General features: G+C 56.8%; 12 protein-coding genes and 1 pseudogene. 6 read left to right on the top strand and 7 right to left on the bottom strand.

All coding sequences use genetic code 11. From position 1 onward, the window contains the following. The first annotated feature begins 407 nt into the window (after nt 1–407). Nucleotides 408–1,238, top strand: a complete 831-nt coding sequence (locus tag ABIE40_RS27170) for an inositol monophosphatase family protein (protein ID WP_148194854.1) — start codon at nt 408–410, stop codon at nt 1,236–1,238. A gap of 1,097 nt (nt 1,239–2,335) precedes the next feature. Here ABIE40_RS27170 and ABIE40_RS27165 read toward each other — a convergent pair. Beyond that, nucleotides 2,336–2,674, bottom strand: a complete 339-nt coding sequence (locus tag ABIE40_RS27165; protein ID WP_148194853.1) for an ArsR/SmtB family transcription factor — start codon at nt 2,672–2,674, stop codon at nt 2,336–2,338. A gap of 725 nt (nt 2,675–3,399) precedes the next feature. Next, nucleotides 3,400–3,744, bottom strand: a complete 345-nt coding sequence (locus ABIE40_RS27160; protein ID WP_112712701.1) for a low affinity iron permease family protein — start codon at nt 3,742–3,744, stop codon at nt 3,400–3,402. A gap of 110 nt (nt 3,745–3,854) precedes the next feature. Between ABIE40_RS27160 and ABIE40_RS27155 the strand changes: the two genes are divergently transcribed. After that, nucleotides 3,855–4,067, top strand: a complete 213-nt coding sequence (locus ABIE40_RS27155) for an acetyltransferase (protein WP_148194852.1) — start codon at nt 3,855–3,857, stop codon at nt 4,065–4,067. A 541-nt stretch (nt 4,068–4,608) separates the two neighbouring features. On the opposite strand, the gene ABIE40_RS27150 is transcribed toward ABIE40_RS27155, so the two are convergent. Together ABIE40_RS27150 and ABIE40_RS27145 are read right to left on the bottom strand one after the other, a co-directional pair. Then, a complete protein-coding gene (locus tag ABIE40_RS27150) occupies nt 4,609–5,076 on the bottom strand; it encodes an NUDIX hydrolase (protein WP_148194850.1) in 468 nt (155 codons plus the stop codon). Between the two features lie 61 nt (nt 5,077–5,137). Further along, nucleotides 5,138–5,398: a hypothetical protein gene (locus ABIE40_RS27145; protein ID WP_148194849.1), complete on the bottom strand. Its 261-nt coding sequence runs from the start codon at nt 5,396–5,398 to the stop codon at nt 5,138–5,140. A gap of 108 nt (nt 5,399–5,506) precedes the next feature. On the opposite strand from ABIE40_RS27145, the gene ABIE40_RS27140 reads away from it, so the two are divergent. Further along, nucleotides 5,507–5,911, top strand: coding sequence for a DUF2934 domain-containing protein (locus ABIE40_RS27140; RefSeq protein WP_354541174.1), 405 nt, complete (start codon nt 5,507–5,509; stop codon nt 5,909–5,911). Between the two features lie 69 nt (nt 5,912–5,980). Here the strand turns inward: ABIE40_RS27140 and ABIE40_RS27135 are convergent, their stop codons facing one another. After that, nucleotides 5,981–7,435 carry a CYTH and CHAD domain-containing protein gene (locus tag ABIE40_RS27135; RefSeq protein ID WP_199629977.1) on the bottom strand — a complete coding sequence of 485 codons (1,455 nt, stop codon included), beginning with the start codon at nt 7,433–7,435 and terminating at the stop codon, nt 5,981–5,983. 95 nt (nt 7,436–7,530) lie between these two features. Here ABIE40_RS27135 and ABIE40_RS27130 point away from each other — a divergent pair, with 95 nt between their 5' ends. The 3 genes and pseudogenes from ABIE40_RS27130 to ABIE40_RS27120 form a co-directional block, all read left to right on the top strand. After that, complete coding sequence (locus ABIE40_RS27130; protein WP_148194847.1) at nt 7,531–7,992, top strand: NUDIX hydrolase; 462 nt, start codon at nt 7,531–7,533, stop codon at nt 7,990–7,992. Nucleotides 7,993–8,307: 315 nt separating this feature from the next. Beyond that, the gene (locus ABIE40_RS27125) at nt 8,308–9,471 is read left to right on the top strand and encodes an ATP-binding protein (RefSeq protein WP_199630011.1); all 1,164 of its coding nucleotides are present in this window, start codon (nt 8,308–8,310) and stop codon (nt 9,469–9,471) included. 411 nt (nt 9,472–9,882) lie between these two features. Beyond that, nucleotides 9,883–10,188 (top strand): annotated as a pseudogene (locus ABIE40_RS27120) (PIN domain-containing protein); the annotation flags it as partial. A 162-nt stretch (nt 10,189–10,350) separates the two neighbouring features. Here ABIE40_RS27120 and ABIE40_RS27115 read toward each other — a convergent pair. Together ABIE40_RS27115 and ABIE40_RS27110 are read right to left on the bottom strand one after the other, a co-directional pair. Further along, the gene (locus ABIE40_RS27115; RefSeq protein ID WP_199629976.1) at nt 10,351–11,631 is read right to left on the bottom strand and encodes a type II toxin-antitoxin system HipA family toxin; all 1,281 of its coding nucleotides are present in this window, start codon (nt 11,629–11,631) and stop codon (nt 10,351–10,353) included. Next, nucleotides 11,631–12,065, bottom strand: a complete 435-nt coding sequence (locus ABIE40_RS27110; RefSeq protein ID WP_199629975.1) for a helix-turn-helix domain-containing protein — start codon at nt 12,063–12,065, stop codon at nt 11,631–11,633. Before ABIE40_RS27110 ends, ABIE40_RS27115 begins: the two co-directional genes overlap by 1 nt. Nucleotides 12,066–12,181 lie beyond the last annotated feature (116 nt).

The raw sequence follows: 12,181 nt of genomic DNA, 5'->3' as shown, positions 1-12,181 counted from the left end.
ATTCTGCTGTGTGCGGCGCATCTTTTTGCGTCTACAAAAAGCGCTATCGGCGCACCCGCGGTGAGGGTAGGAGAGCCATTCTCCAACGGGATCCGCAGACCGCTATGACAGGGCCGCAACCGCCAAAGACTTTGGTGAGGTCATCGCCGGACTGTATTAAGTCTAACGATAATCTCTTGGCAATGGTGTCTGCTTAGCCAATGCCTACACGCACGTTAACCGAAGCGGTGGCCGTGTCTACCATCATTTTTGGGTGAAACAGCACAGCCGTTTACCGGAGGCGGGGCAGTGGGGCAAATAGCGGGCTTGTGGGCGTGTTGAAACTGATATCATTTGGCTGTCTCCGGTGGGAATCACGATAGACATTTAGCTGGACAAGCGCGCAAGCGATCTGGACACGTTGCAGTATGGAAAGTGTTGCTGAAGAGCTACTTGAAGAGCTTATGAGCTATCTACGCGATGCAGCGGTCGAGGAAATTCTGCCGCGATTCCGATCTGTCTCCTCTGACTCGAAGCGTGCCAAGACAAGCTTTGACGATATCGTAACTGATGCGGATATTGCGTCCGAGCATCTGATTGCTGAAAAGCTGAGGACGAGGCTGCCCGACATCGTGATAATCGGCGAGGAAGCGGTGTCAGAAGATCCATCGTTGTTGGATCGTCTCTCCGGAGCCGACCTAGCCGCCGTCGTTGATCCGTTAGACGGCACGTGGCATTTCGCACACGGTTCGCCGATGTTCGGCAGTATCCTGGCGATCGTATCACGGGGTAGAACCATCGCCGGCATTATACACTATCCGGTGCTTGGGGACTTCCTCATTGCCCGACCCGGCGGGGGCGCTTGGCATGTGGGGGCGGATGGAGCTTCCACGCGGCTGGCGGTCGCGGGGGGAGGTTCAGTAAATGAAATGCAAGGTTTTGCAGCAGTTCACGCATTCGAAGCTCAAACGCGCGCTTCGGTTGCGTTGGGCGTGTTGAACTTTAGCCGCGTCACATCTTGGCGCTGTTCAGCCTGGGAATACCGGATGTTGGCAACGGGTGCCATGAGCTTTTGCTTAAACGAAGGCATGAACCCATGGGATCACGCGGCTGGGATATTGATTCACGCGGAAGCGGGTGGTTATGCAGCAACCACTACGGGCCAGCCGTATCGACCAACAGTTGCAAAGGGTCACCTCCTAGCGGCGCCGGACAGCCAGTCGTGGAAGGCTATCCTCGAAGCACTATCCTATCGTTGATTTAGCGCCATTCTGCGCGGTCCACTGACATCGGTGAATGCGAGACGGGCTTGCCTCGACCGTAAGCCTCCGAATTGAAATGCTGAAGAGGATCACTGTGTCGTCTGATGCGTCGCGGAGACGATCGCGGAAACGTACGCTGGTGAGGTGGTTTAGTGGGTATCGTGCTACGCTCGTCGGAAGCCCGTTGAGCCTGAACGCTCGGAACAGGAAGGGCCTGGTCGATTGGCCATGTCGACGGCCACTAGATCGAAAAAGACGGTAACTCCGACCGTCATCGGCAGACCAAGAGATCGTGATTGTCCGCCGAGAACAACTGAAAGATCCATAAACCTTCAGGTGAAAAATTTAGAACGCTTCCTGTTTTGCAGACGCCGAGCCATACGGTCTGATATGGCCGCCGAGAGCAGAATGATCAGCAGCAATGCGGGCCCGGCCGTTATGCCGATCCATAGGCTCCGCTCGCCCCACTTGAGACAAATTCCAATGACACCAGCGCCAAATGAAGCTGCTAAGGCAAGTGCCAGCGATCCGACCGCGCCTCCTCCTAGCCCGGATACGACTGTCCAAATAATGACACTGATAAACGCTAGGGACCACATCAAACCTCTCCATCGCTCGCGCCGTTTTAGAAGCCATTCGTTCACTTATCGTGAAAACGCGCTTAAGCTCGCTCGCGCCCTCGTCGACGACACTTCGTAGCGCCAGTCTGCGCTCAAGCCTATGCGTGAGCTTAGCGAGCGCGGGACGCCAATGACGGGCACGGGAAGTGGTCCATCGACGCCTAACAGCTTTCCACTCTGCGAAAGATCTGCGGCGAGCTAGTCATTCAAATGCGGTATGGAAAATTTGGCATCTGCAGCGGCAATCCCGGCGAACCGAGTTGCAGCGATGACCATTCGCGGCCTCTTTCAGCGTCGGGACCACCGTGGAGGGTCATTGTCCTGATTTTCGCAATGTCCGCCGAGGAGCTTTTCGCTCATCTGGCAACGATTGATACAGCGAATCCCCGTCTGCAGGTTAAGTGATGCAAATTTGCTTGTCGACCATTGTCGCGTCCCTTTGGTGCCGCGGCATCGAGGTCGGTGACGAGTAACTCAACGAGACTTAGTCGCCGACGAGTACTGCATGGTAATTTCCGTGACACAAGCAAGCAGCGTGGCCGCCTCAACCGATCGCGAAAAATAATAGAAAGTCTGGGCTCTCCGCCGCGCTTTGGCGACGCCGGCCTGTTTCAGCACTCGTAGATGTTGCAAAGCAGCACCTTCGGTGATGCCGATGATCTCTTGGAAGTCGACGGCGGTCCGCTCCCTCTCAAGCATCAGTTCCGTCATATAGTATCGGATCGGGTGGCTGAGCGTACGCAAAAGTAGATCCGCCTTTTGCAAATCAAAAGGCACGATCACATTGAATGCATCACTGTCAGATTTTCCCATAGATTATCTCCCCCACCTCGGACACTACTGGCACTAGAAGAATATTGGAAATGGTTAATCGGATATCCGGCTAAAAGCGTGCAGGTCCGGAGAGAGGCAATCTTGCCAAGGCAGCGCCTCACTATGAGTTATTGGAGCGGGCAGCGCCACGATCTCGGTGCGCTGCGCTTTTTATGCTTCTTAAGCACTAGCCCTACAAGAACGATAGGCAGTCATCGTAAGCGGCCGAGAATGCCAGCGAGCACGCTCTTGCCGTTTGCCTCGTTACCGTAGGACCAGTTGGTCCATGAATCGCCATCGGGTCTGCTTCAGAAGGCCTCGAACTCAATGTTGCTTCAGGCTCTCGTCGATGATTTGGATCGCTAGCCCTCCGAACTTGTCGGTGAGCTCGTCACGGACGAAATCGGGCGGTTGTTCCGGGTGTGCGTAGCGGGAAGTAGGATTTCGATAAGAAAGCTTATCGATGAACACTCGCTTGAAGGGTCGGCGTACTCACTCGCCAAGGCAGTTTGTTTGTCATGATCAACGGCTGGCCGGTTTCGTCGAAGATAGAGCAGGCAACAGGATGAGCAGGACGTAGGCGGATGGGATAGCAATGTTATGGGACATGAGAGGTTTTCCTTCGACGAAAGGAAGCCCCGTCATCCGAGCTTTGTTCCAGTACGCTTTGGGACGTGCAGGGTGAGGGCGCCAGCGTGCTTGTGCTGCAGGAGCGTCGTGCGAGTTCAGACACCTGCCTGACGCTCCCGTGCAAGCCGGGAAAGCTCCTCGGCCTCAAGCCGCTCGATCCCGATCATGTGATTGCCAGCTTCGCTCGAGCGGATGAGTTCGTCCACCTTGACTTGCAAGGCCGCCATGTCGCGGTTCTGCGAATGCTGCATGATCAAAAGAACGAACAGCGCCGCGCTCGTGCCGATCATGTTTGAAAGCAGGAACCATTCCGTTGGCAGGCCGAACATCGCGCCAGCCGCGCACCACAGCATTACGAGTGCGAACGCCCCTGCGACCGTGAAACGGTGACCGGCAACCCGAACAACTGCTTCAGACAATGCGAGGAACAACGGTCTCATGCCTCCGAAATGCTCAGACGTCGGGTGGGTTCCACGCGACGTCGTTGCAATGTCGTGGGATCGGCGTAGGCTCCCTCACGTGCATAGACGCTCGTGCGAAGGAGGGTGCGATGTTCCAGGCGTTCGACAGTGGCGGGAAGCAGCCGTTGGGACCGGACGAAGTCTTGATGGTACAGGGCCTTGTGAAAGAATTCTGCGAGGCCAAATCAATCGATTCCGGTTGTCCCGAGGCGCATGCCGCCGCGAAGGATCTTCTCGGATGGTTTCAGGCCGGCGTCACCGACAAGAACCGTCTTCGCGAACTATTGACTTCCCGCGACTGATCGGGGCCTCCGACGACGATGCACCTCCCAGTCCTGGTCATTACAGGAAGGGCGCTCGTCGGGCTGCGGTCAAGCAACTCGTCCGCTGTCGTTCGGTCAGACGATGACGGCTTAAACTTGCTGACCGCATCAAGGCGACCGCAAGGTCCGCGAAGGAACCAACAAGATAGCTCGCGACGCTCTAGCGGAAGAGCGAAGCTCCGCGAGGCGAAACCGAGCGTCTGCGCGCCGCCCGGTTCAGGCCGAGCAGCAATCCATGTCAGCTCGGTTTGATGTCGGAGAGGTCGACCGACACGACGAGCGGCTCCGGCACGCGCTGCCCGTCCGGTTGGCGCGGGTAGATCCGGCGTTCCGTTGGAAAGACGCAACGCAAAGTCTTCCGACGGCCGTTGGAATGTCCACCTGCCCGGTCTACCCGGAAATTCTGTCGCGCGTTGGAGCGGTGTCCCCGCCAGGCTTGTCCATCACAAAAAAAGAAGGTCAGCAACGCTCTTTCAAGCTGCCTTCTGTTCGCCGCTTAGCGAGAAGCTTAGCTAAGGCATCACCAGATTTTGTCAGAGCCCAGTGTCAAACTGCGAGCGAAATCTTGCAACAGAGTTCGCAGTTCGGGTACTTGCACCTTTAGAGCAGCGTCCGTGGGATTCATCCATATGACGTCTCGTTCCGCCCGTTCGGGAAAACGCTTCTTACGACAACGGACCTTGATAACATAAACCGACACCAGCGGCTCGACCTTGCTACCGTCCGAGAGGATCTTCGCGTACCTGAACTCGCCAAAGATCCTGCGCTTGACCTTTCCGATAACGCCGGCTTCCTCCCACGCCTCCCGCTCGGCGACCTCATGCGGGAGGAGGCCGGCGATCGGCCATCCCTTCGGGATCATCCAACGGCCGGTTTCGCGTGTGGTAATCAGCAGCACTTCGGGGCCGTGGTCCTGTAGTCGCATGCATATTGCGCCGATCTGCTGATATTCAGCAGCAGGCGCGGTCGGACTATCTATGGCAACCATCCAATCACCGCCAATCTCGTGATCCAACCGAGAATGGGTGTGAGAGTTCCCAGGAACCCATTCAGTGGTCATTCAACGCGCTGTCGTCACTGCTGTTACGCGTCTCGATTGCGATATCGTGTAATTCTTCCACTCGGTTCGACATTTCTTCGGAGGCGAGGATGACCGCATAGAACGCAGCGCGTGCGATATCCTTTTTCGTGGCTTCGGGATGTTCTGTTCGCACCGCAGAAATCAGCTCTTTTGGCTTCATGCCTGGCCGGGCGAGCGATGCCACGGTCTTTGCGATGCTAGCTGTCTCCGCCATGGCTTTCTCCTTCATCAGGTTGCCTTCTGCTGCCGGACTTCTACCTGACACCCGGCTGCTGATCGAGTTATTGTTTATGAAACTTTCTTGACAGTCGGCGGCGGTACAAGGGCGGGGGATGCCATGCCAGCAGTCGTGCAGGAACGTTCGCCGAGCTTCATAGGCGTGTCACTAATTGACGGTACCTTCATCACCTGTTGCTTCGGCAGGGCAGGGCTCGCCGGACCGGCTGAGAACCTTCCAATGGAACGATCGGCCATTCCAGATCTTATGGTGGCAGCCGCAACAGGAGTTCATCGAATGGATACGGAAAACGACAGGCGCGACCGGGCTTATAAGATTTGGGAGGATGAAGGTCGCCCAGAGGGAAAGCACGACGATCATTGGAAGCGTGCCGGCGAGGGGCAACAAGTCAGCGAAGAAGAGGCTGCAGAGATTACCAGGGCGAACGAGGAAGCCGAACGCGCTTTCAATGACGACGCCTCCAAGGACCCGATCCGACCGCCCTCAACCATCAGCCCGGACTGATCGGACGCCAAGGTCGAAAGAGGTTAAGGCTACGTCCAAACAATACATGACGGCGACGACGCCTGACGGCTAAAGCCTCCAAAAGCGCTTCGTGTCCAGCACCTCATCGAGCGCGTCTTGTGCGGCATCGATCAGTTTGCCCTTGGCACCGTGATACATGACAGTGTCGGCGGCAGGGTGATTCGATAGACCGTGTCGGTTCAGCACATCAGGCTCAGTGACGAGATCATTGAGAGCGCCGAGCTGGTCCTGCAGGGCTTCCATTGCCTTGAGGAACTTGCTATGCCGCCGCGCGCTGCGCTTGTCATCGAAAAGCGAGGCGAAGAACTCCGCTGCATATCTGAACTTCTTCGCATCTTTCCGGATTTCGTGCCGATCTTGGTCGTCCAGCTTCTTTAGCGCGCGCGCGTCCTTTTTCAAACGCTTGCGCTGCTTTTCAAGCACCCCGGCCGCAAAAGCCTGCGACGCATCCGACGCTTCGCCTGTCCCGAGGCCGCCCGAGAGGTAATCGCCGCATTGGAGCCATTCGACCACGTCAAGCATGAGCGCACGTGTCCTGGAGGATTCCAACGCGTCGAGAGCGTCGCGATACGTTGCTTTCCTTGCGGTCTTCAGCCTCCAGATGAAATCCGGATCGACGGCCTTGGCGAGAAGCACATCGACATTGCGGGCTTCCCCAAGCACGCCAGCGAGCCAACGCAGCTCATCCTTTAGCCATTGCGGCTCCTGGTTTTCGAGGATCGGCTTGAACAATGAAAACGCCGAGCGCAGACGCCGAAGGGCCACCCGCGCCTGGTGGAGGGCTTCAGGATTTCCCCCGCGCATAAAAACGTCTTCATTCAACCGGAAATGTCTCAGACATGACAGTGCGACCGACTGGAAGGCAAAGGCGGGACTCCCTCCGCGGTCGAGGTAGATTGGTTCCGACTTGAAGACCGTCTTCTGCGCATCGATTAGCAGGACCCCCCCCTCGGACTTGGAGATGACGCCGAACCTGAAGGCAGCGATCGCATCGACCTTCCTTGCAAGCGCGAAGAGGTCGCCAGGACTTCCGTCTTTCAACTCAATTTCGAGCTCGCGGATCGGAGAGCGGCGCTCACCGGAGATCACCTCGCCCTGGTCACCGACGACCTCGATACGGGATCCGTTCTCGTCAACGTTCCAGAGGCGCCTTTCGACGACGACGTCGAAGACAGGTTCGAGCCTTAGTTCCTTGCCAAACTCGCCGATCAGCGGGCTTGTATGATCGAGAACAGGCTCGTCTCCTTCCACTGGTATTTCCCACTCGGACCTGGCAAACAACGCTCGGCTTGGCCCCGTAGCCTTCACCGTTTGAGTTCGCGCATCGCCGACTTTCCGGATGCGAAGACTATAACCTTGCTTCCACAGTGTGCGCTCGGGCGTGTCGAAATATGTGGAACGCTGCTGAAGAGTTCTGTCAGGCTCGCCAAGAAGATCGGATCCGAGGAGGGCGACGCAGGCATCCTGTGAAAGATCAAGCTTGATTTCGGTTTCCGACGACAAGATATGCTCCGGTTGCGATTACAAGGAAAGCGGCCTGACCGCCGCGACTTCGCGGTCATTGTTCGAATGAAGATAGGAAGAATTTCGGGAACGCCATGCAAGCGAACGAAAACTTTTCCGGGACCGGAGCGTCCCGCGAGATCACGCAGGCTGGCGCCATCTGCTACCGACAGGGTGAGGGTGGGGTGGTTGAAATCCTGCTCATCGGCAGTCGTCGCAACGGAAGATGGGGCATTCCCAAAGGGCATATAGACGAAGGCGAAACCAGTGGCGTCGCGGCTAAACGCGAATCCTTTGAGGAAGCGGGCGTTATCGGTCGGATCGATCAGGCGATTTTCGGCTTCTTCGCCTACGTGAAGGACAGCGCACCGCATCGCTACCATGTCACCGTCCACCTCATCGAAGTGGTGGAAATCGCTCTCGAATATCCGGAAAGAGGCACTCGCAAGCAGAGTTGGTTCCCGCTCCCAATCGCTGCACGTGAAGCGTCGCAGCCTGGCTTGCGAGCGCTCTTGATGGAGTTTGGCAGCAGCCATGGCGTTCCATTCGGTGCATGATAGGACAGTATCGGACGGATCTGCCTCGCTGTTATGCGGCTTTAAGGCAACCGGATCGGGGACGGCAGATGAGCGCAGTCGCTGCCATTGCGGAGCATGCCGACCTCTGCCAGAGGAATTGCCTTCTGCTGCGGTCCGCTCCAGCGAGAACTTCACGTCGCGCGAGTTGGCGCTTTCGCCGCTGAACCTGACGAAGCGCCATACGCCGTTGCAGAGGATGGCCGATAAAGCTGGCTCCTGTCTCAAGACAGCTCCAGCTGGACCCACGCATTGGTCCTTGCATTTGTGGAGTTTATATCCATAAATGCAAGGATGATGATTGAGCGTAGAATTGAATCCAAGCTTTTAGCTCTTCTTGAGGAAAGTCCCGCCGTGGCTTTGCTCGGACCTCGTCAGGTCGGCAAGACAACCTTGGCAATCGATGTCGGCAGAACCAGGCCGTCTATATATCTCGATCTGGAATCGGAGGCTGACAGGGCCAAGCTTTCGGAACCAGAGCTTTATCTGTCGGGCCATGACGACAAGCTGGTCATTCTCGATGAAGTTCATCGCCTCCCAGGCGTGTTTCAGATCCTTCGTGGCCTGATCGATCGCACCCGACGAGCCGGTCGGCGCGCTGGCCAGTTTTTGCTTCTCGGATCGGCCTCCATCGATCTTCTCAGGCAATCCGGCGAGTCGCTCGCAGGCCGTATTGCCTATCTTGAGATGCAACCTGTCGATGGGCTAGAAGTCGCGGACGACGCACTTGATACGCTGTGGCTAAGGGGTGGTTTTCCGGACAGCTTTCTGGCGGCAACCGACCGTGGGAGCCTGCGCTGGAGACGGGATTTCATTCGCACCTATCTCGAACGCGATATTCCGCTTCTCGGGCCGCGCATCCCTGCCGAAACGCTAAGACGGTTCTGGACAATGCTGTCACATCGCCAGTCAGGGCTCCTCAACGCGGCCGAGCTTGCTCGCTCCCTGGGCGTCGATGGAAAAACCGTTGCGTCCTACCTCGATCTTCTCGTCGACCTGCTTCTCGTACGCCGCCTCGAACCATGGCATGCCAATGTCGGCAAGCGACTGGTCAAATCACCGAAAATCTATGTCAGGGATAGTGGCCTTGCTCACGCGCTTCTGGGACTTGGCAGCACTGAGCAATTGCTCGGCCATCCGATTGTCGGTTCTAGCTGGGAAGGCTTCGTGATCGAGACGCTGATCGCGGCAGCACCTGATGGCACAGCTGCGAACTTCTATCGCACGTCGGCCGGCGCCGAAATCGATCTCCTGCTGACCCCTGCAGGTGAGAAGCCTTGGGCAGTGGAAATCAAGAGAAGTCTTTCGCCAAAACTCGAAAAGGGGTTCTATTTTGCCTGCGAAGAGATCCAGCCGCAGAAGCGCATCGTCGTTTATCCCGGCCAGGAAACCTTCCCCCTCCCCAACGATGTGACGGCCATGTCGCTTCCAGACGCTGGCCGACTTTTGCTTGACCTATAGCCGAAGAGACAGACATCTCGTCCCCGTGCAACACATGCGATGCCAAATCGAATTATGGGACGGCAAGATGTCGGACGGCAGGACCCTTACTGATATCTTGCGCAATTCCGTCGCTGCAGCCTCCATGATACGGGTGACGACCAGAGCCGCGAATTCAAAGTCCCGAGCTCCTTCAGGGCCTGGGAGCCCGCATCAAGCTGGCCAAACGGTTCGACTACGCTACCGATTGTTGTCTTCTTTGCGCGGGAGGCGGTGTAATGCGCCGATTCAAGGTTTGCGGCGGCGGCAACGGACAACTGTTCTACGCCCATGAAAGACCGGCAGAACAGGTTCTGGAGGTCTTGGGGCGGGGGGACTTATAACGCTTACGACCTCGATAACGTCGTGGAATCGCATTGCGGACGCTAACGTTTGGCTCGCGCGGTCTTGCAGGATGACCCGCTACAGGGGCAAGTGGCTGCGGCTCTGCTTGAACGCGCTTCGCTCATAGCAATCTCGTTGCCAAGCGTATGTGAGTTTGTGTGGGTGCTTTGGCGCAGTGCCAACTTTCAAAAGAAGATGTGGCACAGTCGATCCGCGACCTGCTAGATGCCGGAAACGTTTCGATGAACCAACCTGCAGTTAGGGCCGGATTGTCAGTAGTCGAAGCTGGCCGCGACTTCGCAGACGGCGTCATTGCACATGACCGGAGCGTGGTTGGGCGGAGAGACCTTTGTGCTAAGTTCGTCTTCCTCAGGGGTGTCCCGCAAAGCCAATAAGGGCAGGCGAAAAAATGGAGGCTCGCCCGGCGCCTTACAGCGTCCCGCCACGACATGGGCTAGCATGATCGTCTCGTTTCACGGCCGGTCTTCTCCTCAATACCTCATGACCTGAACAGTTTCAGCCGATCACCTCCTGCACAAGAGTAAGCGTTCTCAACCTGTCTAGGAAGTGAACTGCGCGCTTCTCGTCGAGCAAGGACGGGACAAGGGTCTGCCAAACTTCGACAGCGTGTTTGACTTGCCTGCTAATCTCAGCTTCGATCCAATCTTCTTCAAGGCCTAAGAACTTTGCCGCGCGACGGAAGCGGCGAACCGTCACGGTGTTAAAGTTGCTGGTGTCGACGAACTGCAGCGCCATCTGGTCGTCGGGGATGTAGAGCACGGTCGGGACGATGTCGTAGGCTGGCGACAGGCGGATCTCGCCTGGGCTTGGAAACAGAAAGGACCAATTCTTGAGATGGTTATCGCCGTTGCCGATCAATATGTCGGCAACAATGCGACGAAACCCTTCTAGGACATCGGCCCTCCAATCGGTGCTGAACCGTCGGATCATGTTAAGCACCGTCTCTCCAGTGCCCATCGTATATTTGCGCTCGCCAAGCGCGCCAAGGATCTGGGCCATGTCTTCCATGTGGGTACGCAGACCGTCAGCGCCGCGGTCGAAACGATCGACAACAAGCGCTTGGGGGCCAGCCTTTAGGAATTCAGGTCGAATATCCGTTACGTGTTCGACGGACAGCAGCCGGAAATCGGCAGTCGTTACGCCGATTGAGCGGGCAAGCGTCATTCCGGCAAACTCGAGTTCCGGTAAATTGGAAAAACGTTCTGTCGGGACTTTCAGGATACACCGTGCGTCGCCCGCCCGTGCCGGCACGGTCAAGCGATCTCCGTCCATCCGGCCGGCAAATTTCAGTTGAACCCCGGCAAGGGAAAATTTCACAGTGCCCTGAGGACGGGGGGTGTCAAAACCAGCGACTTGTTCAAGCCTTAGCGGGCCAGCCGATGTTGGTGTCTCAGTTTCGGGCGTGATTAACACCGCGCCAGGTAAATCCGCACCGAGCCGCGTCAGGAGATCGAACTGGTCATGATCGCCAGCGCCCATTTCGTGTAATACAAGATCGTGCAAGGCGCCTTCAGGCAATAGGCCGGCGAACCAGGGTGGCAAAGTGCCCAATATGCCAATTTTGTCGCCGCGATAGGCAAGCCGTTCCATTGTGCCTTGCTCGCTGGCTGGCTCTAACCAAGAGAGGCTGAGGATCGGACGGCCCGTATCGCGGAGATAGGCTTCCTCGACAATAAATGCCGTTTCACCAGCTGCACTGCGGGTGAGCGTGCCAACTCGGACAGCTTTCCCTTGATGAAGCAGATGGACGCCGAGAATTGCCGGGGTCTTGGCCATCAGTCATCATCCTCGTCACTGAGTGACACGAACACCTCGCTGAATACCGATTTCGGAGGTGTAGAAACAGGTGGCAAGGTTGAATTGGTTCCCAGCAGCGTTTCAACCTCATGCAGATGCTGACGCGGGACGATTACAGGCACCAAATCGAGCGCGTCGCAAATCTGGACAAGTAGAGTTAAACGGTCTTTGCCCAAACGTCCGCTCGTCAAGTCCCGTTCGAACTCCGTTAGACGCGCGGGGCTGCGCCCGATACGTGCGGCTAGTTCGGTCCGACGCAGGCCCCTCGCTTGGCGCGCGGTGGCTATCTGATCAGCCAATCGCTCAAATATCCGATAACGCATTACGGTATTCCGTTCTTTTGAGGAAACCACACGGAATTTCGTAACAGACCAGGGAAAAGAACTCAATCGGAATTCCGTAAATTTTTTCAAAATTTACGTTATTCCGGTCTGTACTGATGCGTCCAGTCATAATCGAAGTCGATTAAGACGGGCCAAGCACTTTTAACATTTTCGCAAACAACCGGGAATGACCACTGTGACCGCTC

The sequence above is a fragment of the Rhizobium sp. OAE497 genome, from assembly GCF_040546565.1.
In the GTDB taxonomy this organism is placed as follows: domain Bacteria; phylum Pseudomonadota; class Alphaproteobacteria; order Rhizobiales; family Rhizobiaceae; genus Rhizobium.
This window is presented reverse-complemented; position numbering and strand designations above follow the sequence as displayed.

What these genes read in the sequence shown, in the direction of transcription:
- ABIE40_RS27170 (WP_148194854.1), top strand. Translation starts at nt 408, where the DNA reads ATGGAAAGTGTTGCTGAAGAGCTACTTGAAGAGCTTATGAGCTATCTA.
- ABIE40_RS27165 (WP_148194853.1), bottom strand. Translation starts at nt 2,674, where the DNA reads ATGGGAAAATCTGACAGTGATGCATTCAATGTGATCGTGCCTTTTGAT.
- ABIE40_RS27160 (WP_112712701.1), bottom strand. Translation starts at nt 3,744, where the DNA reads ATGAGACCGTTGTTCCTCGCATTGTCTGAAGCAGTTGTTCGGGTTGCC.
- ABIE40_RS27155 (WP_148194852.1), top strand. Translation starts at nt 3,855, where the DNA reads ATGTTCCAGGCGTTCGACAGTGGCGGGAAGCAGCCGTTGGGACCGGAC.
- ABIE40_RS27150 (WP_148194850.1), bottom strand. Translation starts at nt 5,076, where the DNA reads ATGGTTGCCATAGATAGTCCGACCGCGCCTGCTGCTGAATATCAGCAG.
- ABIE40_RS27145 (WP_148194849.1), bottom strand. Translation starts at nt 5,398, where the DNA reads ATGAAGGAGAAAGCCATGGCGGAGACAGCTAGCATCGCAAAGACCGTG.
- ABIE40_RS27140 (WP_354541174.1), top strand. Translation starts at nt 5,507, where the DNA reads ATGCCAGCAGTCGTGCAGGAACGTTCGCCGAGCTTCATAGGCGTGTCA.
- ABIE40_RS27130 (WP_148194847.1), top strand. Translation starts at nt 7,531, where the DNA reads ATGCAAGCGAACGAAAACTTTTCCGGGACCGGAGCGTCCCGCGAGATC.
- ABIE40_RS27125 (WP_199630011.1), top strand. Translation starts at nt 8,308, where the DNA reads ATGATTGAGCGTAGAATTGAATCCAAGCTTTTAGCTCTTCTTGAGGAA.
- ABIE40_RS27115 (WP_199629976.1), bottom strand. Translation starts at nt 11,631, where the DNA reads ATGGCCAAGACCCCGGCAATTCTCGGCGTCCATCTGCTTCATCAAGGG.